This window comes from Salinivibrio sp. YCSC6 (assembly GCF_004916735.1).
In the GTDB taxonomy this organism is placed as follows: domain Bacteria; phylum Pseudomonadota; class Gammaproteobacteria; order Enterobacterales; family Vibrionaceae; genus Salinivibrio; species Salinivibrio proteolyticus.
The window spans coordinates 2,283,529-2,308,360 of sequence record NZ_CP039516.1 but is presented as its reverse complement, the minus strand read 5'-3'; the positions used below and the strand labels follow the sequence as shown (position 1 = coordinate 2,308,360).

The window sequence follows — 24,832 nt, the reverse complement described above, 5'->3', positions numbered from 1 at the left end:
TGACCGCATTAACGACAGCTTTCTCGTCGCATAGATTGAGTTTTATTTCTTGGAGACTGAAATGGACGATAACAAAGAAAAGGCGCTTGCCGCTGCGCTTGGACAAATCGAAAAGCAATTTGGTAAAGGCTCTATTATGCGCCTTGGCGATGACCGCACCATGGACATCGAAACCGTATCGACCGGCTCATTGTCTCTGGATATTGCGCTAGGGGCGGGGGGATTGCCATTTGGCCGTATTGTTGAAATTTATGGTCCGGAATCATCGGGTAAAACAACCCTGACCCTACAAGCGATTGCCGAAGCCCAAAAAATGGGCAAAACCTGTGCGTTTATCGATGCCGAGCACGCACTAGATCCTGTTTACGCCCGTAAGTTAGGTGTCGATATTGATAACCTTTTGGTGTCACAGCCAGACACAGGTGAGCAAGCGCTGGAAATTGCGGATGCACTGACCCGCTCCGGTGCTGTCGATATGATCGTGATTGACTCGGTAGCGGCGTTGACACCAAAAGCGGAAATTGAAGGTGAGATGGGTGATTCGCACATGGGTCTTCAGGCACGCATGCTGTCACAAGCGATGCGTAAATTGACCGCCAACATCAAAAACAGCAACACCTTGATGGTATTCATCAACCAAATCCGGATGAAGATTGGTGTGATGTTCGGTAACCCCGAAACCACCACGGGTGGTAACGCACTGAAATTCTATGCGTCGGTGCGCTTGGATATTCGTCGTATTGGTGCGATCAAAGAAGGCGACGAAGTGGTCGGTAACGACACCCGAGTGAAAGTGGTGAAAAACAAAGTCGCGGCGCCCTTTAAGCAAGCTGAATTCCAAATTCTTTATGGACAAGGCATTAACCTGCATGGCGAACTGATTGATCTCGGGGTCAAGCACAAGCTGGTCGAGAAAGCGGGTGCGTGGTACAGCTACAAAGGCGATAAAATTGGCCAAGGTAAAGCTAACGCCTGTAAGTACCTCAAAGAAAACCCACATATTGCGAAAGAGCTCGATACCACATTGCGTGAAATGCTGTTGCAAACCGCATTGAATAACGAAGTGGTAGAAGCTGACGCGCAGGCAGAAACAGAAGACGATTTGTAATGTCGTCATCGTGCCAAGAGATTGCGGTGGGCTTATTGGCCCGCCGCGATCATTCTGTACAAGAGTTGCGCCAAAAGCTTGAGCAGCGTGACTTTGATAGCGAAACGATTGAAAGCACCTTGGCAACTTGCTTAGAGCGGGGTTGGTTAGATGATGCCCGTTTTGCAGCGAGCCTATTACGCCAAGGGATCAGCAAACAACATGGCTGGTTGCGCATCTGCCAAGATGCCAAGCGTAAAGGGGTCGATAGCGAGTTACTTTCTCAAGCAGAGCAAGCAGCTGAGATTGATTGGTTTGCCTTGGCAAAAGAAACCGCCCAGCGCAAATATGCTGATATTGACGGCGTGATCCCACCCGCGGATCAAAAACTCAAAGCCAAGCGGATGCGCTTTTTGCAATCGCGAGGCTTTAACTTCGATCAAATTCAATACGCGCTCTCCAACGACTAAATTCCTCATCAATTATCGCTGAATCCTGCACTGTCTCTTTTCCGTACGCGATCGGTTGTTTACAATGGCGCAAATAAAATTATGTTACCATCGCGTCATTACTACGACCGGTTGCTAACGCAACACTCGATTATCAGGATTAGCCAATGTATATGAGCACTGATGAGATCCGCACCGCGTTTCTCAAGTTCTTTGAAAGCAAAGGGCATCAGATTGTGCCCAGCTCATCGCTCGTGCCTGCCAATGATCCAACGCTTTTGTTCACCAACGCAGGTATGAACCAGTTTAAAGATACCTTTTTAGGGATCGAAAAACGTGACTACTCACGCGCCACTTCCGCGCAGCGTTGTGTACGAGCGGGCGGTAAGCACAACGACTTAGAAAATGTCGGCTTCACAGCACGTCACCACACCTTCTTTGAAATGCTGGGTAATTTCAGCTTCGGCGATTATTTCAAACAAGACGCGATTCAGTACGCGTGGGAATTTCTGACCGAAACGATTGGCCTGCCGACTGAAAAGCTCCTAGTCACCGTTTATAAAACCGACGATGAAGCTTTCGATATCTGGCACAACACTATCGGTGTACCGGCTGATCGTATCGTGCGCATTGGTGATAAAGAGGGCGGTAAGCCTTACGAGTCAGACAACTTCTGGCAAATGGGTGACACTGGACCCTGCGGCCCATGCTCTGAAATTTTCTACGATCATGGTGACCATATTTGGGGTGGACCTCCAGGATCTCCAGAAGAAGACGGTGACCGTTTTATCGAGATCTGGAATATCGTTTTCATGCAGTTTAACCGTCAAGCTGACGGCACCATGGAAAACTTGCCGAAGCCATCGGTTGATACCGGTATGGGGATCGAGCGTATTGCAGCCATCAAGCAAAACGTTCATTCCAACTACGAAATTGACGTGTTCCAGCAACTGATCAAGCAAGTGGCTGACAACATTGGCGTCGACGATTTGGGTAACCAATCGCTGCGTGTGGTGGCAGACCACATCCGTTCGTGCGCGTACCTGATTGTTGATGGCGTGATGCCATCCAATGAAGGCCGCGGCTACGTGCTACGTCGTATCATTCGTCGTGCGGTGCGCCATGGCAATAAACTGGGTGCGAAAGGTGCCTTTTTCTACAAGCTCGTTGGTCCTTTGGCGGCGATTATGGGCACGGCTGGCGACGCGCTGCGTGAGCAGCAAACCATGGTCGAAAAAGTGCTTAAAATCGAAGAAGAAAATTTCGGTCGCACTCTTGAGCGTGGCATGGTCATGCTGGAAGAAGCCTTGGATAAAGTGCAAGGCGATGTGCTGGACGGCGAAACCGTCTTCAAGCTTTACGATACCTATGGCTTCCCGGCTGATTTAACCAACGATGTTGCCCGTGAGCGCGGCTATCGCATCGATGAAGACGGATTTGAAGCGGCGATGGAAGCACAGCGTCAGCGTGCGCGCGAAGCGGGTCAGTTCGGTACTGATTACAACCAAGCCATCAAAGTGGATCATGGTTCAGACTTCTGCGGTTACACCGGCACAGAGGGCGAAGGAAGCATTACCGAGATTTTTGTCGATGGTGCCTCTGTTGAGACGCTCGCATCGGGTGATCACGCGGTTGTGATTCTCGACCATACCCCTTTCTATGCCGAAGCGGGTGGTCAATGTGGTGACGCGGGTGTGCTGATTACCGAGCAAGGCCGCTTTGCAGTGACAGATACGCAAAAAGTCGGTCAGGCCATTGCGCACTACGGCAGTTTAGTAGAAGGGCAACTGCTTGTCGGTAGCACTGCGAAGGCGCAGGTTGATGCCGCGCGTCGTCAAGCCATTGCACTTAATCACTCTGCCACTCACTTACTTCACGCAGCCCTGCGTCAAGTCTTAGGTGAGCATGTGGCACAGAAAGGCTCGTTGGTGCGCCCAGACGGATTGCGTTTTGACTTCTCGCACCTAGAAGCGGTCAGTCACGACGAATTAAAAGCGGTTGAGCGAATCGTCAATGAGCAAATCCGCGCCAATCACAGCGTGCAAACTGATGTGATGGATATCGATGCGGCCAAACAAAAAGGGGCGATGGCCCTGTTTGGCGAAAAGTACGACGACAAAGTACGCGTACTGACCATGGGTGACTTCTCCATCGAGCTGTGTGGCGGGACGCACGCAAACCGTACCGGTGATATTGGCCTGTTTAAGATCACCTCTGAGGGTGGCATTGCTGCGGGTATACGCCGCATTGAGGCGATCACCGGACAAGATGCGATTGAGCGTGTGTATCAGCAACAAGCTGACTATGAAGCCAAGCTTGACGATGCACACGGCAAAGCCAAGGCGCTTGAGAAGCAAATTCAGCAGCTTAAGCAAAAGCTGGCGGCGCAGGAGAGTGCAGGGCTTATCAATCAAGTCCGAGAACTTAACGGTGTTAAAGTGCTTGTGAGCCAGCTCGATGGCGCAGATAACAAAGCGCTACGTAGCATGGTTGACGACTTGAAAAACCAGATGGGTAGCGGGATTGTCCTGCTCGGTAACGTTGCCGATGGTAAAGTCGGTCTGATTGCCGGTGTGACCAAAGATCTGACTGGCAAAGTCAAAGCCGGTGAGTTAGTCAACCTTGTCGCGCAACAAGTCGGCGGTAAAGGTGGTGGTCGCCCAGATATGGCGCAAGCGGGCGGCAGTGATGTGGCGGCATTACCGCAAGCGATTCAATCTGTCGATGCATGGCTGGCAGAGCGCCTTTAATCGAGTTCACAGCTAAGTGTTAAAGTCAAGAGGGTCGCCATGGGCGACCCTTTTTTGTGATCTAGATTAATAATTGCACTTTTTTTTTGATTCTGTATAGTGCAACGCCTTAGGCAATGCGCTGGCGAGAAGACGTGATATGGCTTAGGTTTTACGTCTTTGCCAACCAGTGCAACACAGATTTCTCTTACACTGTTATCTCAGGTCAAGCGCTAACATTGCTAACGGCATGATGATAAAACAGTAAATTTCTCTGCCCTTTTCTGGATATGGTCTGATAATTCAGCCATAGTGTGTGTTGCGGCGTTTATTTAACCGTCGCATTAGCATCACGAGCAGGGAAATGGTCATACGATCACAGATAGCGGGCCGGTACGCAGGCGGGTTATCTGGCTCAGACACTGATTGAATAAGTAAAAGATTGATACTCAAGGAGTAGAAGAATGCTGATTTTGACTCGCCGTGTTGGCGAAACTTTGATGATTGGTGATGAAGTCACCGTCACCGTCTTGGGTGTGAAAGGTAACCAAGTTCGCATCGGTGTGAACGCACCAAAAGAAGTCTCTGTACACCGTGAAGAAATTTACATGCGCATACAAGCAGAGAAAGGCACCCCAGCCGGTGGTCAGAACGACTACTAATTGAGTGCAGAAAAGGTCGACCTAGGTCGGCCTTTTTTATGCCAGAAAGTTGCAGAATAATTACGTCTAAACGACCAATAAACCAACAAAAAAGCCGATCTTTGGGTGATAATTGTCCATTTGTTTGGGGCTAAGCGATTTTTGCCCGAAAAGTGTTTGACATATTTGTGGCTCAAAGTAATATGTGCCCCCGCAGCGACGGTGAGGTGGCCGAGTGGCTGAAGGCGCTCCCCTGCTAAGGGAGTATACGGTTTGTAGCCGTATCGAGGGTTCGAATCCCTCCCTCACCGCCATGTTGCTGCAAGCAAGATAGATGTGCGTCCGTAGCTCAGCTGGATAGAGTACCTGGCTACGAACCAGGCGGTCGGAGGTTCGAATCCTCCCGGACGCGCCATTTACTTGTGGTGAGGTGGCCGAGTGGCTGAAGGCGCTCCCCTGCTAAGGGAGTATACGGTTTGTAGCCGTATCGAGGGTTCGAATCCCTCCCTCACCGCCATGACTTACAAGCCTGCCTTGTAAAACTGATGTGCGTCCGTAGCTCAGCTGGATAGAGTACCTGGCTACGAACCAGGCGGTCGGAGGTTCGAATCCTCCCGGACGCGCCATCACCCTTCACGGAAGACTTGCAAACGATGTTCAGGATGAACCGATTGTAGACACGCGCTCGTAGCTCAGCTGGATAGAGTACCTGGCTACGAACCAGGCGGTCGGAGGTTCGAATCCTCCCGAGCGCGCCATCTTCAATCATGCAAATCCGTCAGCGCGTCCGTAGCTCAGCTGGATAGAGTACCTGGCTACGAACCAGGCGGTCGGAGGTTCGAATCCTCCCGGACGCGCCATTTCTTTGCTTTAATCCCAAATTCATTTCCTCCTATTGTTCGTCACGCTACCGTGGCAGTTCGCGTTACTCCCTCATTTATCGTTGTGTTAAATACCGACCGTTCAGTCTGTTTTTCTCGCTCATGTGATCCATCCTACTGGTCAATCCTTGTGATGCGTTTATTAACGCTTTCTCCTTTTATCAGTCCCTAAGAGTGATTGGCTATGGAGAAGAAAAAGGTTTTTTCCAAAATTCGCAAAATCATTTGGATTCCCGCATCGAAACCCTTGCATAGACAAGCTCGCAACTCTGATAAACCCTCAGTACTCTCCGTAATATGTGCAATCTATGAATTTACCTTTACGTAAACGTCATATGAAGCTTATCGCGTCTAGCGCGGTGATGACCTGCGTTGTCAGGTAACAAAAACGCAACACATCGATTGTCATTTATGCAAATAGTTAGTATTTTGACCGCAAACGATTAAATACCCCTTTAAACTCTGTGAGGAATCAAATCATTGTTAAAGGGGAATAGGTGACAAGGACGATAACCATGGAACTGGGCCCGCTTTTAGAACAGGCACTGATGCTCATGCTCACTGGCATGTCAGTGGTGTTCGTATTTCTTTCAATTCTGATTTTTCTGGTACGTCAGCTAGCTCGCTTTGGCGATCCTACCCCGCCTACGCCAGCATCGTCTGTCACGTCTACCCCCGTTAAAGCTCAGCCGGGAGCATCCCCGGATGTGATTGCTGCGATTACTGTCGCTGTTCAGCAATATCGCCAACGCCAGCGTTGAGTGGTAAGGCACATATAAAAAAGGAGTTTGTTATGTCTACGCCGTTAGCTATTACCGATGTGGTGCTTCGTGACGCCCATCAGTCGTTGTTTGCCACGCGCCTGCGTTTGGACGATATGTTGCCGATTGCCGCCGAGCTTGATCAAATTGGGTTTTGGTCACTCGAAACATGGGGTGGGGCGACCTTTGACGCGTGTATTCGCTACTTGGGGGAAGATCCTTGGGTGCGCTTGCGCGAGCTGAAAAAGGCGATGCCGAACACGCCAATGCAGATGTTGTTACGTGGGCAAAATTTGCTAGGATATCGCCACTATGCCGATGATGTGGTGCATAAATTTGTCGAACGTGCGCACGCCAATGGTATGGACGTGTTCCGTATATTTGATGCCATGAATGATGTGCGCAATTTCAAAGCGGCGGTCGGTGCCGCGGTAGAAGTCGGGGCACATGCACAAGGAACGATATCGTATACCACAAGCCCTGTTCATACCTTGGACACATGGACAGATCTTGCCAAGCAACTGGAAGATTTAGGGTGTCATTCACTGTGTATTAAAGACATGTCTGGCTTGCTCAAGCCGTATGAAGCCTATGAGCTAGTAAGTCGCATCAAATCGGCGTGTGATATCCCTTTATCACTGCACTGTCACGCGACGACCGGCTTATCAACCGCCACTGCCATTAAAGCTGTTGAAGCGGGGCTCGATGTGTTAGATACCGCGATTTCGTCGATGAGCCAGACCTATGGCCATACGCCGACGGAAACCGTTGTGGCGATGCTGGAGAACACAGAGCGCGATACGCAGCTCGACCTCAACAAGTTGGAATCTGTGGCTGCCTATTTTAGAACGGTACGGAAAAAGTATGCGCAGTTTGAGGGGCAGCTCAAGGGCGTTGACTCTCGGATTTTGATCGCACAAGTGCCGGGCGGCATGCTCACCAATATGGAAGGCCAGCTTAAAGAGCAAGGTGCGGCCGACCGATTGGATGAGGTACTCGATGAGATCCCGCGTGTCCGCGAAGATCTCGGTTATATCCCATTGGTCACACCCACCTCCCAAATTGTCGGCTCGCAAGCAGTGATTAATGTTCTGACTGGCGAGCGTTATAAGAGTATTACCAAAGAAACGGCGGCGCTGCTCAAGGGAGAATACGGAAAAGCGCCCGCACCGGTCAATGCGAAGCTGCAAGCCCAAGTGCTGGATGGTGAGGCGCCGATTACTTGCCGTCCTGCAGATAAATTAGCGCCTGAGCTGGATGCGCTCACGCAGGCTCTCATTGAAAAAGCCGACGCCGAAAACGTGTCTTTGTCAGACGATAAAATCGACGATGTTTTAACTTATGCGTTATTTCCGCAGGTGGGGTGGAAGTTCTTACAAAATCGCGGCAACCCCGATGCCTTTGAACCAGCACCAACCGGTGAAGCAGAGTCTGCCTCTGTGGCCAACAAGCCGACATCAGGCGGTGAGATTGAAACCTATAGCGTGCGTGTGAATGGGCAGGTCTTTAACGTGGATGTGGGTCCAGATGGCGCGTTAGGAGACATTCAGCCCAGCGCGTCGCCAGTGACATCAGCCCCTCAACCTAGCGCCGCTCAATCACAAGGCGAACCCGTCACTGCTCCTTTAGCGGGTAACATCTTCAAAGTGATGGTATCGCCGGGTGAGCACGTGCAAGAAGGGGATGTATTGATTGTGCTCGAAGCGATGAAAATGGAGACCGAGGTCCGAGCGGCGCAAGCAGGCACAGTTCAGGATGTCCAAGTAAAAGAAGGCGATGCGGTGACCGTGGGTATGCCGCTATTGCACTTAGGGTAAGAGGGCAACATGGAAGGATTAATGATCTTGTGGTCAGAAACGGGCTTGGCGAATTTCCAATGGCCTCAGCTTGTGATGATCGCCGTCGGTTGCTTGTTGCTCTTTTTGGCCATTCGCCGTGGGTTCGAGCCTTTGTTGCTTTTGCCTATCGGGTTCGGGGCGATACTGGCGAACATTCCTAACGCTGGATTTAACGAGCCGGGCGGCTTGCTCTACTACGTCTATCATGTCGGTATCGATACGGGCGTCTTCCCGCTATTGATTTTTATGGGCGTTGGCGCGATGACCGATTTTGGCGCGCTGATTGCCAATCCTCGCACGCTGCTATTGGGGGCGGCGGCACAGTTTGGCATTTTTGCCACCTTGTTTGGTGCCATTTTGCTCAACTTGGTTCCTGGGATGGCATTTACACTCAAGGATGCCGCCTCGATTGCCATTATTGGTGGTGCGGATGGGCCAACAGCAATCTTCCTCGCCAGCAAGCTGTCGCCGGATTTGCTCGGCGCCATTGCAGTCGCCGCCTACAGTTACATGGCGCTTGTGCCGATTATTCAGCCTCCGATCATGAAGCTGTTTACCTCGGAAAAAGAGCGTCAAATCGAGATGAAGCAGTTACGCCATGTGTCGAAAACTGAGAAAGTGCTGTTTCCGCTGGCGGTATTAATGATGACCATCTTGTTCTTGCCGTCGGCAACACCGCTGGTCGGGATGTTCTGCCTCGGGAACTTGATGCGAGAATGTGGGGTTGTCGACCGCTTATCCGGCACCGCGCAAAATGAGCTGATTAACATTGTCACCATTTTCCTTGGCTTGGCGGTGGGCTCTAAGTTAGAAGCGGATAAGTTTCTTCAGTTTGAGACGTTAGGCATTTTGGTACTCGGTGCTGTGGCATTCAGTATTGGGACTGGCGCCGGCGTGCTGATGGCAAAGCTGCTTAACCGCTTTAGCCGCGATCCGATCAATCCGCTGATTGGCGCAGCAGGCGTGTCGGCAGTGCCCATGGCGGCAAGGGTTGTCAACAAAGTTGGTTTAGATGCCAACCCACACAACTTCTTGTTAATGCATGCCATGGGACCTAATGTGGCCGGTGTGCTGGGCTCGGCGGTGGCTGCGGGTATCTTGTTGGCGTTGGTCGGATAATACGCCCTGTCTTGTGACGAGAAAAGGCGAAAAGAAAACGGCGGTAGGCATTGTGTCTATCGCCGTTTTTGTTAAGACTAGAGGTTTACGGTTTGCGATTACGCAGTGCTTTGCTATGAAGTGATGAGTCAGGTGACTCAACCGGGCAACGGCATGCGAAAGGAGTCTTTATGTCGAACAATGTATCTCTTGCGATCCCCCAATTTGGCGGACCTGAGGTGTTAACCGCCGTTAATCGTCCTATTCCGTCCCCGTCTGAAGAACAAGTGCTGATTCAGGTAAAAGCGGCAGGCGTGAATCCGATTGACGCAAAAACGCGTGCAGGCCTTGGCTGGGCCGCAGAGCATAACCAAGACAAATTACCTTGGGTGCCGGGATATGATGTTGCGGGTGTTGTGGTGGCTAATGGCACCAACGAAAGCAAGTTTGATGTGGGCGACCGCGTTGCAGGTATGATTGGCTTTCCCACTGGGGGTGGCGGTTATAGCCAGTACGTAGTAGCGGACGCGGGGGTACTCTCGACCGTTCCACCGAGTGTGCCTATGGTAGATGCCGCTGCCTTACCACTGGCAGGTCTCACCGCATGGCAAGCGCTCGAGCATGCGCAATTACAGGCAGACGATAAAGTACTGATCTTGGCCGGTGCCGGTGGCGTGGGTCACTTGGCGGTTCAATTAGCGGTTCGAACTGGGGCGAATGTTTACGCGACCGCGTCGCCGTCCAATCATGATTTCTTGCGTCAGCTTGATGCAAAACCAGTTGATTATCACCAAACCCATTGGGCAACGGCTCATGGTGAATTTGATGTGCTGATTGATTTGGTTGGAGGAGAAACTGGGATTGATGCGCTCGCCAGTTTACGCACTGGCGGACGTGTGGTGACCGTGCCGACCAATACCCGCGATATGATTACCTCAGCAGCGGCCGAACGGGGCTTGAAAGCCACTGGGATGCTGGTGGAGCCCAATACATGGCAAACTCAGCGCCTACTCGACATGCTTGACCAAGGTGATTTACGGATTGATATTGCGGCTGTGTATCCGTTAGCGGAGGCTGCACAAGCACACGTTGCCCTTGAAGAAGGTCATACGCGTGGTAAACGCGTCCTCGAAATGCCGTCTGCATAAATGGATAAAAAGAGTGGTCATTCAGGGCCTAAACGCCTGAACCAATAGGGGAGTCTGCGGTCGAATGGGCGATTGGTCATCGCTGGTTATGTTGTTTGCAACCAGCTTTCTCAGTGCCACCTTGCTCCCGGGTGGCTCTGAAGCCAATATGGTGTATTTGCTTCATCACCATAGCTACCCCGAAAGCGTCATTATTGCGATTGCCAGCGTGGGCAATACGCTAGGCGGTATGACCAACTATGCGATTGGTCGTTGGTTACCTGACTATCAACCCAAGCGGCGCTGGGATCGCCACGCGCTGGCGTGGTTAAAGCGATACGGTTATGCCGCATTATTGTTAAGTTGGGTGCCCGCCATTGGTGATCCCCTATGTGTCGTCGCCGGGTGGCTACGTTTACGCCAGTCTTGGTGCTGGCTAGTTATTTTTTCTGCAAAAACAGCGCGCTACCTTATTCTTGTCTTGTCATATCATTGGGTAGCCGGGTAGGAAATTATCATATGCAACGTTTATTGCTCGTCTCGTTTTTTGTTCTTGCCTCACTGACAGGGTGTCAGTTACTTGGCCCACAAGCCACGCCAACCCCTGAAGGTATTACTTGGATTAAAACCGTGTCGCCGCCAAAGGGTAGCGCACAGGTGCCTTATCAAGAGTTTCGTCTTGATAACGGGCTGACCGTTCTGTTGCATCAAGACCACTCCGATCCTTTGGTGAAAGTCGATATGCGTTATCACGTCGGTTCATCCCGTGAAGAACCGGGTAAATCGGGCTTTGCACACTTTTTTGAACACATGATGTTTGAAGGCTCCAAGCATGTGGATGATCACGGCAAACGGATCAAAGAAGTGGGGGGATATAACAATGGCTCGACCGATCGCGATACCACTCAGTATTATCAAACCGTTCCCGCCAATGAGTTAGAGCGCGTACTTTGGCTTGAGTCGGACCGAATGGGCTTTTTGCTAGACGCGGTTTCGCAACGCAAATTTGAAGTCCAGCGTGATACGGTGAAAAACGAACGTGCTTATCGTATCGATAATGCGCCCTATGGCCGGGTTAATGAAACCATTAATCAAGCGCTTTATCCTGAAGGCCATCCCTATTCGTGGCCTGTGATTGGCTACGTTGAGGATCTTGATCGTGTTGACGTAGGGGATTTGAAGCAATTTTTCCTACGCTGGTACGGACCAAACAATGCCACCTTGACCATCGGTGGAGATATTGATGTACAACAAACACTGGCTTGGGTGAACAAGTACTTCGGTGATATTCCTGCTGGCCCAGAGGTCGCTGACCCTAAACCACAACCCGTCACGCTTGAGGCGGACCGCTATGTGACCTTGGAAGACCAAATCTCCCAACCCGTATTGGTCATTACCTTCCCAACCGGTACGCCGGACACAGATACCAGCACCCGCTTAGGCGTTCTTGCCAGCGTGCTTGGACAAGATCGCGATAGCCTGCTTTATCAGTCATTGGTGCAGTCAGGTAAGCTGTTGAGCGCGGGCGCTTCCCACCGTTGTGGTGAACTAGCTTGTACGTTTGAGCTCTATGGCGTAGGCAGCCAGCAGCAATCATTGGCTGAGGTTGAGACCCTGTTGATGGACTCACTTGCGACTTTTGAGCAACAAGGGGTGTCGAAGGCAAGTATTGCCCGCATCAAAACCATGGCTGAAGCAGATGACATCTTCGCGCTGCAAAGCGTGGACGGCAAAGTCGAGCAGCTGGCTAGCGACTTCAGTTTATTTGGTGATGCCAATCGCTTAGAAGCACGTTTGGCGCGTCTTGAGGCGGTGACCCCTGAAAACGTGATGGAAAGTTTCCACCGCTGGGTGAAGAATAAGCCTGCCGTGTATCTGAGTGTGGTGCCGTACGAGCGCACGGATTTAGTGGCGAAGCCAGCTAACTTTGTGTATCAGCGCCCCGACTACGCGCAAAGCATCGCGCCTTCACACGAGAAGCTGCCACCACGTCGTACGCCGGAAAATATTGATCGCACCCAAGTGCCTCCTACTGCTGGTAGTGTGACGGTAAACGTGCCGCAAATTTATCGTGCCAACCTCGATAATGGCATTCATCTTGTCGGGACAGAGAGTCGCGAAACGCCGACGGTTACCCTGTATATGACCTTGCCTGCCGGTACCTTAATGGAGCCGAATGACAAGCGCGGTCTCGCTAACCTTACTGCCCAGATGGTCACCGAAGGTGGGGCGGGGATGAGTGCGGCTGAGTTAACCCAAGCCCTGAAGCAATTGGGGAGTCAGGCGAGTATTGAAGCCGGTGATTATGAAACCTTTATCACGATGACTGCGCTGAAAAAACATGTGGATGAAACCTTGCAACTCGTTCACAAAGCCATCAGCTCGCCCACCTTCTCCGAGCAAGACTTCATGCGTCTCAAAGCGCAACTGCTGGAAGGGATCGCCTCGCGTGCCGATGATGCTAGCTGGCTCGCAGACCAAGCCACTCGAGAGCTTTTATTCCAAGATGCGGTATACCGTTCACCGCAAGGCGGTGTAGCGAAAGATATTGAAGCGCTCACCATTGATGACGTTCGCGCGTTTTATCGCCAACATTATGTGTTGAAAGGCAGCCAGCTTGTGGTCGTGGGCGATTTGTCACGCGATCAAGCCGTGACGTTGGCGAACCAAATAACACCGTGGCAAGAGGCGCCTCGTTCGCAGCCCCAAATCGCCCGCGCGGTTCCTCGTGATGAAAAACAGCCACAAATTTGGCTCGTAGATAAACCGAAAGCGCCGCAAACCAGTATCCGTATGGTGCGCCACGGTATGCCTTATGATGCGACTGGCGAAATGTTTATCACGCGCTTGGCCAACTTTAATCTTGGCGGCAACTTCAACTCTCGTATTAACCAGAACCTGCGCCAAGATAAAGGCTATACCTATGGCGCTGGTGGCGGTGTGTACAGTGGGCGTCAACTCGGCACCATTGAGTTTGATGCTGATGTGCGTGCGAACGCGACGGTAGATGCAATCAACCAGCTTTGGCAGGAAATGGCCAATGTGGCGGAAAATGGTTTCACACCGCAAGAGCTTGCTTATCTGCGCCAATCGAGCGGACAACAAGATGCGCTGAACTATGAAACCCCGTGGGATAAGGCAGGCTTAATTGCCCATATTGAGGAGTTTGATTTATCCGACAACTACCGCGATGAGCAGCAAGCGATCATTCAAACGATTGATCTCGAACGCTTAAATCAAGCGGCGAAACGTTGGTTTAATCCGAATGACTATCAAATCATCGTTGTCGGAGATGCCGAACAGCTTGCGCCAGAGCTGAAAGCGCTTGGTTTGCCGGTGAATCCGCTTACGCTTGAGTATCGCTAACGCCGCCTCGAGTAAACACATGTCGCTGCGTGATGGCTTTTGAGTGATAGCTTGTTTATCCTAACCCGTCACGCAGCACAAAGATAAGAGAAACGTTTTGACTGATTTCACCCAGCGGTTAGCGCGTTTGGCGCAAAACCCAGAAGCATTAAAGGGGATTGGCCGAGGACTGGAGCGTGAAGCCTTACGGATCACGCCAACCGGGCACTTGGCACAGACGCCGCATCCAGATGCACTTGGCTCAGCGCTAACGCATCGATGGATCACCACGGACTTTGCGGAGTCTTTGTTGGAATTTATTACGCCCGTCAATACATCGGTCAACGGAATGCTCGATGAGCTGCAAGACATTCACCGTTTTACTTACAAGCAAATGGGTGACGAGCAGCTATGGCCCATGTCCATGCCATGTGTGGTCGCGTCTGAAGACGATATTACCTTGGCACAATATGGCAGCTCGAATATCGGGCGGATGAAAACACTTTATCGTCAAGGGCTCAAACATCGCTATGGCAGTGTGATGCAAGTGATCTCTGGGGTGCATTTTAACATCTCCCTCCCAGAGACATTTTGGCAGCATCTCTACCACACGGAGTCCGTGACGCAAGCCCAAGTCACGCAAGGCTATTTTGATCTTATCCGTAACTACTACCGTCACGGTTGGATGATCCCGTATTTGTTTGGTGCGTCACCTGCCTTGTGTGGCACCTTTATTAAGCATGCACAGACCCGTTTGCCGTTTGAGCATTTGCCATCAGGTACCTGTTACTTACCGTATGCAACCTCGTTGCGTCTCAGTGATTTAGGCTATACCAACAACGCGCAAGCCGAGCTAAGAATCGGCTTTAATACCCTTGAGCAATATTTGGAAGGACTGCGCAGTGCGATTCGTACCCCCTCGCATGAGTTTGCCAAGCTTGGGATCCGTGATGGTGACAGTTATCGCCAGCTTAATACCAATGTCTTGCAGATAGAAAATGAACTCTATGCGCCTATCCGCCCGAAACGTAATGCACAAAGTGGTGAAAAGCCCACAGAAGCCTTGGACCGTGCCGGTGTCGAGTACATTGAAGTGCGCTCGCTAGATGTTAACCCTTACAGTCCGGTTGGCATTGAACAAGACCAAATCCATTTCTTAGATCTCTTTGTGAGTTGGTGTGCGCTCTCACCGTCAGATCCGATGACGGATGCGGAGCTCAATTGCTGGCGTGAGAACTGGAACAAGATAGTGATTGAGGGGCGCAAGCCAGGCTTATTGCTTACCACCGGGTGTGACGGCCATCAGCGCACACAAGCAGAGTGGGGGTTACACGTGATGGCTGAGCTCAAACAATTGGCTGTCGTGATGGACCGAGCGGTGGGTGATAATCGCTACGAAGCCGTCTGCGATAAAATGATGGCCTGCTTTGACAATCCAGAGCTCACTCTCTCTGGACGCCTACTTGCCGATATTATCGCTCAAGGTGGTATTGGTAATGTGGGCTTAGGGTTAGCCAGTGCGCACAAGACGGCACTCAGTGGCGATGACTATCGTGTGCACAGTGATGCGGAATTTTTGCAAGAAGCGGCTGCCAGTCTCGCTCGTCAAAAGGACGTTGAAGCGAGTGACACACTTAGTTTTGAGGCCTTCTTGAAAGACTATTTCAAAGATGTGCCAATGGCAGAAAGCTGGTAAATCGGAGGATGACTTGGGTGTGTGTTAGCCGAGCTTTCGCGGCACTAGGGGCGGTATTATTACTGTCTAGCTGTGCAACACCACCGCCGGATAATCCGAATAACCTATGTGCGATTTTTGAACAGAATCCAGATTGGTTTGAAGCGGCGGTGGAGATGGAAAAGGCGTGGGGGACACCCATCCAAGTCGCGATGGCCTTCGTGAAACAAGAAAGTGCGTTTGTCCATGATGCTTTGCCGCCTCGTGATTATGTCTTGGGGATTTTACCTTGGGGGCGAGTGAGCAGTGCCTACGGGTATGCACAAGCGCAAGACCCTGCATGGTCGGATTATCAAAAGGCAACCGGTAATGGCGGGTCACGCACCAACTTCGATGATGCATTGCAATTTATTGGTTGGTACACCAACGAAACCTATCGTCAACTTGGTGTGTCTAAATGGGATGTGTACCGACAATATTTGGCTTACCATGAAGGACGCGGCGGTTTTCAGCGCGGCTCTTTTGAGCGCAAACCCGGACTTAAACGTGTCGCGCGAAAAGTAGAGCAGCAAGCCAAGGATTATGGCTGGCAGCTTAAAGGCTGTCGGCAACGTTTAGAGGATAATCTGAGCTGGTGGCCTTTCTAAGCCACAGTGATGAATTAAAAGGAGGGCAAAATGCCATTATTGGATAGTTTTACGGTCGACCATACCCGTATGAATGCACCAGCAGTGCGCGTGGCTAAAACGATGAAAACGCCCGGTGGTGATACGATCACCGTGTTCGATCTGCGCTTTTGCCGACCCAATGAAGAGATTTTGACGGAAAAAGGCATCCACACGTTGGAACACTTGTTTGCAGGCTTTATGCGCAAGCATTTAAACAGCAAGGATGTTGAAATCATTGATATCTCCCCAATGGGATGCCGAACGGGCTTTTATATGAGCTTGATTGGTCAGCCTAAAGAAAGTGATGTGGGTCGCGCTTGGGAAGCGGCGATGGAAGATGTATTGACGGTACCGTCGCAAGATAAAATCCCAGAGCTGAATGAGTACCAATGTGGCACCTATGCAATGCATTCGCTCTCTGAAGCGAAGGACATTGCACGCGCGATCATTGATGCTGGGATCACCGTGAATAAGAACGATGATCTGTCGCTACCCGAGTCGATGCTACAAACCTTGCGTGTGGATTAATTTCTTTGCAGAAATAGGTGCACATCGGATATAAAAAAGTAGACCTTTAAGGCGCCACCGTTCGGTGGCGTTTTTTTATACTATCGTTCCCTTTATCTGCTACCAAGATTGAGACAGAATCCAGCCTGTCTTGATTGTTGGATAAATTGCGAGAAGGAGTATGCGTGATTGCAGCTTTTTTGTTTAATGAAGCACGCTTCTGAAGTTCGGCGCTGCGCAATGTGCTGGTATTCGCTAAGCTGATAGGTATCTGGCAAGTGATAAGGCAGTGAGACCCAACGTGAAATTGAGCAAGCGGCAACCCACACATCTCAAGATTGTTCGTGCAATATGTGGCGTCATTATCTGGATGATGACGTCTAATGCGCTGGCTGCCCTTAATGATTATTGGTCTTACAGTGAATATCTGCGTCTTCACCCTGAGCAAAATGCGCTGACAGAGCAACTTGATAGACAAGTACAAGCAGAGCCCGAGCCGCTTAAAGCCGCTCCTCAACCGATTAAGATCTCGGTTGTTGTGCCGGGTGAGCAGATTTCAGATTACTGGCAGCGTAATATTCTCGCTCTGGAACGTCGGCTGCAAGCGCTGAATATTCAGTATGAATTGGAGCAAGTGACCACGCGGCCCAACAATGATATTCGCGAGCAGAGTGCCTCTTTGTACGCTGCGCTTCGTGATGGCGCCGACTATCTAATTTTCACCCTCAACAGTGTTCGTCATCGCAAATTTATTAACCATGTATTGTCGCAAAACAAAACCAAGCTGATCCTGCAAAATATCACCACACCGGTTAAGTCGTGGCAGGACAATCAGCCGTTTCTGTATGTTGGCTTTGACCACCAAGAGGGCAGTTTAGCGTTAGCAGATTATTTCAATGCCCGCTACCCGCAAGGAGCCGCGTATTCGGTTCTCTACTTTTCGCAAGGCTATGTTAGCGACGCGCGTGGCGATACATTTATCGATGCAATGAATAACCACAGTCACAATCATTTAGTCTCCGCGTATTACACCAAAGGCGACCAAGCGTCTGGCTATGAAGCGGCAAAAGCAATGCTCAACAATAATGAGAAGCTTGATTTTATTTACGCGTGCGCCACAGACGTCGCCTTTGGTGCAATTAATGCGCTGGATGACTTGAACCGGCATGAGGTCGTGATCAATGGCTGGGGCGGCGGCTCAGCAGAGCTTGATGCCCTGCAACGTGGCGATCTGGATGTTACTGTGATGCGGATGAATGATGACACAGGCGTAGCAATGGCGGAGGCGATTAAACGCGATCTGCAGGATCAGGCTGTGCCCGTGGTATACTCCGGCCGATTTGAAATTGTCACGAAAGAGGACAGTCCTGAGCGCATTAATGCGCTTAAGAAGCAGGCTTTCAGATACTCGGATTAACGCATCATGACCATGTCAGGCTCCAAAAAACTGTCACTTTCACAGCTACTCACGCGTCTTATCGTGGTGTTTTTCTTGTTTGTGACTGTAGGCGTTTATGTCCAGAGCTATCAACTGACGCTGGCAGGCATTAATCAGGAAGTGACGCGTACGCTGACTCAAACGTCACGCCTTTTGCAGAATGTGTTTGATAGTCGCCTAGACTCGCTACAGATCCACCAAAACACCAATGCATCCAGTATGACGCTGCAAGCCTTGGTGGCACGAGGCGATCGCATTGCTCTCGACGACTATTTTATTGAGCAAGAGCAGCAAGATGCCGCCAATACCCCTGATTTTCGTTTTATTTCCCGTGATGGCGAGTTGTTATGGCACGATGGGAGTAGCCTTTTTCATGGCATTGATGACAAGGGGCTTGAACGCTTGCGTGCGCAGCTGCGAGATATCAACCGCTGGACACTGACCACCATTACCACCGAGATGGAGCAGGGATATGTGCTTATGCGCAAAACCCCAATCGTTTTCCAAGCCAGTGGTAAGTTGGGCGGTTACTTGTATGTTGCGGTGATGCTCAATGGCAACTTTTCTTTTGTCAAAAGCCTGCAGCGGGCCAGTGGTACGCAAGCCGTTTGGTTATCGGTCAAAGAGTTAACGCTCGCTTCCACACTGACTGGGGATGATAATTTCGCTAACGAACTCACCTTACCCACCAAGGGGAGTAGTCAAGCGTTCCGCAACTACCTTATCAGTCACGCTAATTTGCGTATTGAAGGGGAAAACTCCGATATCGCTGTACTGTCGGCACAACGCAACGACAATGTGCTCGCGTTACAGCGCCAAATGGGGATCAACCTTTTACTCACCACGTTAGTGATTTTAGTGGCGGCTATTTGGGTCAACCGGTTTGTCAAAACGCGCATTGCCGGTTCGCTCGACAAATTGATGCGTTATACCCTGGGCGCGACCTCACGCCAGCGAACCTTGCCTTTTGCGGGCTCTGATATTGAAGAGTTTGATCACATCGGTCAGACACTCGAATCGACATTTGATGCCCTTTACGAAAAAGAGCGGTCATTGCAGGATTTGTTTGATTATGCGCTCTCACCCATTATTGTTTGGGACACCGACTTTGCCATCACGCGGATTAACCCGGCAGCCAAGTTAAAACTGAATTATGACGCCGATGCGCAGCAAACGAGCTGGATGTACATGCAGTTTATGCGCGCTATCTCGCCTTATCTTAAGCGTGCCGTCGATGGCACCATCCTTAAAGGCGTTAATATTCATATCGATAACCGCGTGTATCGTTGGAACCTTGCTCCTTTGATGGTCGATAACCAAGTCAAGGCTGTCATCGGGCAAGGGCAAGAAATTACGTCGCTGATTGAAGCCGAACAGCAAAGTCAACGTGCCAAAGAAGCGGCAGAAGCCTCCGCTCGCGCAAAATCGGAATTCCTCGCTAAGATGAGTCATGAGATCCGAACACCGCTCAATGGGATCCTTGGCATTACCCAAATACTCAGCGATAAAGTGGAAGATAAAGCGCAAAGTGAGCTGTTAGGAAGCTTGTACCAAAGTGGTGAGCACTTACTGACTGTTCTGAATGATATTTTGGATCTTTCCAAAATAGAGCAAGGTAAGATGACCATCGAGTACGGTGATTTTTACTTGCACGATATCATCAGTACGGTAGAAAACATCTATACGCCGCTGTGCGAGAGTAAGCATATTGGACTGATTATCGAGTCTAACCTCGCGGACGACACCGTGATACGCTCTGACCAATCGCGCTTGACCCAAATACTGTTTAACTTGATGAGTAACGCGGTGAAGTTTACCCATCAGGGGAATGTAGCGCTTGAAGTCAAACTTACCCCAATGGAGGGGGCTCAGCACCGCTTGATGATAAAAGTGCAAGATTCAGGGGTGGGCATGAGTGCAGACGCACTGGACACCTTATTCGATCCTTTCGTTCAGGCCGACTCAAGTGTGACGCGCAAATACGGCGGCAGTGGATTGGGGCTTTCCATCGTCAAGAGCCTGCTCGACTTACTCGGCGGTACGATTGAGGTGACCAGTGAAGCAGAGAAAGGCAGCTGCTTTACGCTGACAGTGCCGGTCGAACACGTAGATAATAAGCCCAAAACCATGGCGGAAAGCACCGTGTTTGATGCTGGGCAGGCGGGCATACAGCGTGTGCTGCTAGTCGAAGACAACAAGATTAATGCGATGGTGGCACAAGCGTTCTGTAAAAAACACGACATCAGCGTAGATTGGGTGAAAGATGGTGAGGAAGCGCTTACCTCGTTACGTGAAACCACCTATGATCTTGTGTTGATGGATAACCAAATGCCTAATTTGGGGGGGATTGATGCTACTAAGGCTATTCGCCAAGAGCTGGGGCTGAATGTGCCGGTTTATGCCTGTACTGCTGATGCATATGGCAGTGTGCATGATGCCTTTTATGAGGCAGGGGCAAATTATGTGATTGTGAAACCCATCAAAGAAGACAGCTTTGTTGAGGCATTGCGTTATTACCAAACCGAGCGGCAAGCAATGATGGAGCAGAGCCCTGCTGATCAGTGAGAGGTTTGCGTATAAGGTCAATATAACGGGGAAAAGGCAGAGCCGTTAAGCTGTTCTAACGTCAGAAAACTTAACGGCGAATTCTGTTCTACTCGGTGCTGACTTTCTGCTTTTGGATCGGCAGCACTTTCACTTGTTTGATCATGTTCTCGGCAACATCGACGATTTCAATTAGATGGCCGTCAATTTCCACGCTTAAGCGGCTATTAGGAATATCCTCCAAGTGCTCTAAGATCAAACCGTTCAATGTGCGGGGACCGTCGGTAGGGAGATCCCAGTTCAGGCTCTTATTTAAATCACGGATATTGGCGCTACCCTCAATCAGATAACCGCCATCTGTCAACGGAGTGATTTCTTCGGCCAAGCTTGGCGAAAGTGAGGTGGTAAATTCCCCTACGATCTCTTCGAGAATGTCCTCTAAGGTCACCAAACCGATAATGTCGCCGTACTCGTCCACAATCAGACCAATGCGTTGCTTGTTACGCTGGAACTTTAGCATCTGCACGTTGAGCGGGGTGCCTTCCGGTATGAAGTACACTTCATCCGCAGCGCGCAGCAAGGTCTCTTTATTGAATTCGTTTTTCTCGACCATCAAGCGGTACGCTTCTCGTACCCGTAACATGCCGACCACTTCGTCGATGGTGTCACGATACAGCACCATACGACCATGTGGCGCATGGGTAAGCTGGCGCATAATGGACTTCCAGTCATCGTTGACATTGATCCCTGTGATTTCGTTACGGGGAACCATTATGTCGTCTACCGTCACCTCTTCGAGCTCTAAGATCGAGATCAACATATGCTGGTGACGACGAGGGATTAAACTGCCGGCCTCATTAACGATGGTACGCAATTCCTCGGTACTTAAATTGTCTTTCCCATCACTTTTCACGCCCAAGCCAAGCAAGCGTAGAAAGCCGTTAGTGATGAAGTTCACCAAGCTTACAACCGGGTAAAACACCTTCATCAGGATGGTGAGTACAAAGCTGCTGAGAAAGGAAACACGCTCAGGGTACAAGGCTGCTAAGGTTTTCGGTGTCACTTCTGCAAACACCAAAATCACCATCGTCAGGACACCGGTCGCAATCGCAATACCGGCATCACCATAAAGGCGTAGCCCTAAGACAGTCGCAATAGAAGAGGCAAGAATATTGACGAGGTTATTGCCGATTAGAATGAGTCCAATCAAACGATCCGGGCGTGCTAGCAGTTTTTCAACTCGCTTGGCACCGGTATGGCCCTGTTTAGAAAGGTGGCGTAATCGATATCGATTCAGTGCCATCATGCCTGTCTCAGAGCCGGAAAAATAACCGGAAATGACGATAAGCAATACCAAGAAGGAAATTAATATTCCCGTCGATATGTCGTCCAACGAACTGTTCCTTACGTTTGTTTTAAAATGTGAGCGTCTGCTCGAGAGTATAACACTGACATGCCGTTGGGTGGCGAGCGCACCCATCATGCATTCTAGGGTGACGATTAACCCGCAATAAGGATCTCGCGAACAAATCGGCTACCAAAGTAGGCCAATGTGAGTAGAAAGGCGCCTACAATACTAAACCAAATCACTCGACGTCCACGCCAGCCAGATTGATAGTGGCCCCATAGTAGCACACCATAGACCACCCATGCTGCCATCGAGAGGAAGGCTTTATGCGCTTTTCCTTGCGCGAACATATCATCGACAAAGACAAATCCAGTAATTAAGGTGACCGTCAGTAAACTCTGGCCCACTAAAATAATGTTGAAAAGTTGGCGCTCCACCATCATTAAAGGTGGGACGTTATGGTTGATGACCTGACGTTTTTTATGTTTTAACTGATAGTCGAGCCAAGCCAGCTGCAGTGCGTACAAGGTTGCAATCATCAGGGTCGAGTACGCAAACAGCGCCAAGGAGATATGCAACAACACCTCAGGGTGTGACTCTAGATGGGTAATAAAGGCACCGGGTAGCAAGGTCGCGCTGGCGAGGTTTAACCCCGCAAAGGCATAGACAACCGGCAGCAAAAACCATAAACGGAGTCGGAAAATCAGGCCGGTAGTCATCATAGCAATGATGAAGCTTACCAACGACGCGACGTTGAGTATGCTTAAATTTTGCCCGCTGCCAGAAAGGATTAAATCCTTGAGCAGATATGCGTGCAATGCCAGCGCAGCCAGTGCAGTAAAGAAGACCGGCTTCGCACTAATCTGATTGTTGCTGGACAAGCCGGGGATGATCTGCAAAATGGCGGCCAGATAAAGCAGTGATGCCAATAAGGCTGTCAGAATATCCATCGTCACCGATCAGTCAGTTAATCAATAAGAATGAAGGTGTGAGTATACCTTGCCTCAATCTCTGTCGCTATCGATACATGCAAGCGATGGGGGGATTGCGGTATAATCTCAATTAATTTCGCGACAGCGATTGCACCCTGACGGTCAATGTCATGGGCCAATAGGACGAGTGGGCGAGTAACGCATGTTTGAAAACTTATCAGAACGTTTATCCCGGACGCTAAAAAATATCAGCGGCCGAGGTCGATTAACGGAAGACAATATCAAGGAAACCCTGCGCGAAGTGCGTATGGCGCTACTGGAAGCCGATGTCGCGCTCCCTGTGGTTCGTGATTTTGTTAAACGCGTTAAAGAGCGCGCCGTGGGGATTGAGGTATCGAAAACCCTGACCCCGGGGCAAGAATTCATCAAGATCGTTCAAGCCGAGCTGGAAGCGGTAATGGGCGATGCCAACGAGCAGCTTGATCTTGCCACCCAGCCTCCCGCGGTGATCCTGATGGCGGGCCTGCAAGGTGCTGGTAAAACTACCAGTGTGGGTAAACTGGGTAAGATGCTCAAAGAGCGTCATAAGAAAAAAGTGCTGGTGGTATCGGCTGACGTGTATCGCCCCGCGGCGATCAAACAGTTGGAAACACTGGCCAGTGAAGTTGGCGTTGATTTCTTTCCGTCGAGCGCAGACCAGAATCCAGTAGATATCGCCAAAGCGGCGCTCGATGAAGGGAAGCTCAAATTCTACGACGTGGTGATCGTCGATACCGCCGGTCGTCTGCACGTTGACGATGCCATGATGGACGAGATCAAAGACGTCCACCATGCGATTAACCCAGTTGAGACCTTGTTCGTGGTAGACGCCATGACCGGTCAAGACGCCGCGAACACCGCCAAGGCCTTTAATGATGCGTTAGCACTGACTGGTGTGGTATTGACCAAAGTCGATGGTGATGCGCGCGGTGGTGCTGCGTTGTCGGTTCGCCATATTACCGGTAAGCCGATTAAATTCTTGGGTGTGGGTGAGAAGACTGATGCACTAGAGCCCTTCCATCCTGACCGGGTGGCATCCCGTATCTTGGGCATGGGTGACGTGCTGTCACTTATCGAAGATCTCGAGCGTAATGTCGATAAAGACAAAGCCGAGAAAATGGCCAAGAAGTTCAAAGAAAAGAAAGGCTTTGATCTGGGCGATTTCCGTGACCAACTGCAGCAAATGAAAAGCATGGGCGGCATGATGGGGATGATGGATAAGCTCCCGGGCATGTCGAACTTACCGGCCAACGTGAAAGATAACGTTGACGATAAGATGTTCGTGCAAATGGAAGCTATCATCAATTCGATGACCCCACGTGAGCGTCAACGCCCTGAGATTATCAAAGGCTCGCGCAAAAAACGTATCGCAGCCGGCTCTGGGACCCAAGTGCAAGACGTGAACCGTCTGCTCAAGCAGTTTACTCAGATGCAAAAAATGATGAAGAAAATGCAAAAAGGCGGCATGCGTAACATGATGCGTCAGATGAAAGGCATGATGCCGCCGGGTGGACCTGGTGGTGGCTTTATGGGCTAGCCCATTTTGCAGGCGGATGAAGCGTCAGCCTGCATGACAACTCGCTGTGAGGCTTGGGACAGCTGGTGAAAATTTGGCTAAACCAGTTGCAATCACAGCAATAAAGAGTAAAATTCCCGAGCTTTATTTTGGCACGAGGCCCCGCATTGCTTACGCGAAACGGGGCCAATTTTATTAAGTAATGCAAA

At 50.5% G+C, this 24,832-nt stretch carries 18 protein-coding genes and 6 tRNA genes; 22 read left to right on the top strand and 2 right to left on the bottom strand.

Annotated features, from left to right (window positions below; genetic code table 11):
• The first annotated feature begins 61 nt into the window (after nt 1–61).
• The 21 genes from recA (at nt 62) to E8E00_RS10560 (ending at nt 20,809) form a co-directional block, all read left to right on the top strand.
• Nucleotides 62–1,108 (top strand): recombinase RecA, encoded by a 1,047-nt coding sequence (gene recA / locus E8E00_RS10660; protein WP_069591106.1) that lies wholly within the window; start codon nt 62–64, stop codon nt 1,106–1,108.
• The gene (locus E8E00_RS10655) at nt 1,108–1,557 is read left to right on the top strand and encodes a regulatory protein RecX (RefSeq protein WP_240531929.1); all 450 of its coding nucleotides are present in this window, start codon (nt 1,108–1,110) and stop codon (nt 1,555–1,557) included. The genes recA and E8E00_RS10655 overlap by 1 nt, the downstream gene beginning before the upstream one ends.
• Before the next feature lie 146 nt (nt 1,558–1,703).
• A complete protein-coding gene (alaS, locus tag E8E00_RS10650) occupies nt 1,704–4,286 on the top strand; it encodes an alanine--tRNA ligase (RefSeq protein ID WP_096630991.1) in 2,583 nt (860 codons plus the stop codon).
• 443 nt (nt 4,287–4,729) lie between these two features.
• On the top strand, nt 4,730–4,927 hold the full coding sequence (gene csrA / locus E8E00_RS10645) for a carbon storage regulator CsrA (RefSeq protein WP_069591103.1): 198 nt from the start codon (nt 4,730–4,732) through the stop codon (nt 4,925–4,927).
• A 200-nt stretch (nt 4,928–5,127) separates the two neighbouring features.
• Nucleotides 5,128–5,220, top strand: a tRNA-Ser gene (locus E8E00_RS10640).
• A gap of 24 nt (nt 5,221–5,244) precedes the next feature.
• A tRNA-Arg gene (locus tag E8E00_RS10635) sits at nt 5,245–5,321 on the top strand.
• Between the two features lie 9 nt (nt 5,322–5,330).
• A tRNA-Ser gene (locus E8E00_RS10630) sits at nt 5,331–5,423 on the top strand.
• Between the two features lie 32 nt (nt 5,424–5,455).
• Nucleotides 5,456–5,532: transfer RNA gene (locus E8E00_RS10625), tRNA-Arg, on the top strand.
• A 55-nt stretch (nt 5,533–5,587) separates the two neighbouring features.
• Nucleotides 5,588–5,664, top strand: a tRNA-Arg gene (locus tag E8E00_RS10620).
• A 25-nt stretch (nt 5,665–5,689) separates the two neighbouring features.
• Nucleotides 5,690–5,766: transfer RNA gene (locus E8E00_RS10615), tRNA-Arg, on the top strand.
• Nucleotides 5,767–6,302: 536 nt separating this feature from the next.
• Complete coding sequence (locus tag E8E00_RS10610; RefSeq protein ID WP_077455254.1) at nt 6,303–6,548, top strand: OadG family protein; 246 nt, start codon at nt 6,303–6,305, stop codon at nt 6,546–6,548.
• Between the two features lie 32 nt (nt 6,549–6,580).
• Entirely contained in the window at nt 6,581–8,365 is a 1,785-nt protein-coding gene (gene oadA / locus E8E00_RS10605; RefSeq protein ID WP_096630993.1) for a sodium-extruding oxaloacetate decarboxylase subunit alpha, read from the top strand.
• 9 nt (nt 8,366–8,374) lie between these two features.
• Nucleotides 8,375–9,505 (top strand): sodium ion-translocating decarboxylase subunit beta, encoded by a 1,131-nt coding sequence (locus E8E00_RS10600; RefSeq protein ID WP_069586871.1) that lies wholly within the window; start codon nt 8,375–8,377, stop codon nt 9,503–9,505.
• 170 nt (nt 9,506–9,675) lie between these two features.
• Nucleotides 9,676–10,632 carry an NADP-dependent oxidoreductase gene (locus E8E00_RS10595; RefSeq protein ID WP_096630995.1) on the top strand — a complete coding sequence of 319 codons (957 nt, stop codon included), beginning with the start codon at nt 9,676–9,678 and terminating at the stop codon, nt 10,630–10,632.
• Between the two features lie 64 nt (nt 10,633–10,696).
• Complete coding sequence (locus E8E00_RS10590; protein WP_069586873.1) at nt 10,697–11,119, top strand: YqaA family protein; 423 nt, start codon at nt 10,697–10,699, stop codon at nt 11,117–11,119.
• Nucleotides 11,120–11,130: 11 nt separating this feature from the next.
• Nucleotides 11,131–13,977 carry a pitrilysin family protein gene (locus E8E00_RS10585; RefSeq protein WP_096630997.1) on the top strand — a complete coding sequence of 949 codons (2,847 nt, stop codon included), beginning with the start codon at nt 11,131–11,133 and terminating at the stop codon, nt 13,975–13,977.
• A 97-nt stretch (nt 13,978–14,074) separates the two neighbouring features.
• Complete coding sequence (gene gshA, locus E8E00_RS10580; RefSeq protein WP_096631000.1) at nt 14,075–15,652, top strand: glutamate--cysteine ligase; 1,578 nt, start codon at nt 14,075–14,077, stop codon at nt 15,650–15,652.
• A 17-nt stretch (nt 15,653–15,669) separates the two neighbouring features.
• Nucleotides 15,670–16,278, top strand: a complete 609-nt coding sequence (locus E8E00_RS10575) for a hypothetical protein (protein ID WP_371414188.1) — start codon at nt 15,670–15,672, stop codon at nt 16,276–16,278.
• A 30-nt stretch (nt 16,279–16,308) separates the two neighbouring features.
• Nucleotides 16,309–16,827, top strand: coding sequence for an S-ribosylhomocysteine lyase (gene luxS, locus E8E00_RS10570; RefSeq protein ID WP_069586877.1), 519 nt, complete (start codon nt 16,309–16,311; stop codon nt 16,825–16,827).
• Nucleotides 16,828–17,176: 349 nt separating this feature from the next.
• Nucleotides 17,177–18,223: a substrate-binding domain-containing protein gene (locus E8E00_RS10565; protein ID WP_096631609.1), complete on the top strand. Its 1,047-nt coding sequence runs from the start codon at nt 17,177–17,179 to the stop codon at nt 18,221–18,223.
• Between the two features lie 6 nt (nt 18,224–18,229).
• Nucleotides 18,230–20,809, top strand: coding sequence for a LuxQ periplasmic sensor domain-containing protein (locus E8E00_RS10560; RefSeq protein WP_096631002.1), 2,580 nt, complete (start codon nt 18,230–18,232; stop codon nt 20,807–20,809).
• 88 nt (nt 20,810–20,897) lie between these two features.
• Here the strand turns inward: E8E00_RS10560 and E8E00_RS10555 are convergent, their stop codons facing one another.
• Together E8E00_RS10555 and E8E00_RS10550 are read right to left on the bottom strand one after the other, a co-directional pair.
• Nucleotides 20,898–22,181, bottom strand: a complete 1,284-nt coding sequence (locus tag E8E00_RS10555; protein WP_069586879.1) for an HlyC/CorC family transporter — start codon at nt 22,179–22,181, stop codon at nt 20,898–20,900.
• A gap of 107 nt (nt 22,182–22,288) precedes the next feature.
• On the bottom strand, nt 22,289–23,086 hold the full coding sequence (locus E8E00_RS10550) for an inner membrane protein YpjD (RefSeq protein WP_069586880.1): 798 nt from the start codon (nt 23,084–23,086) through the stop codon (nt 22,289–22,291).
• Between the two features lie 184 nt (nt 23,087–23,270).
• Here E8E00_RS10550 and ffh point away from each other — a divergent pair, with 184 nt between their 5' ends.
• Nucleotides 23,271–24,644, top strand: coding sequence for a signal recognition particle protein (ffh, locus tag E8E00_RS10545; protein WP_069586881.1), 1,374 nt, complete (start codon nt 23,271–23,273; stop codon nt 24,642–24,644).
• Nucleotides 24,645–24,832 lie beyond the last annotated feature (188 nt).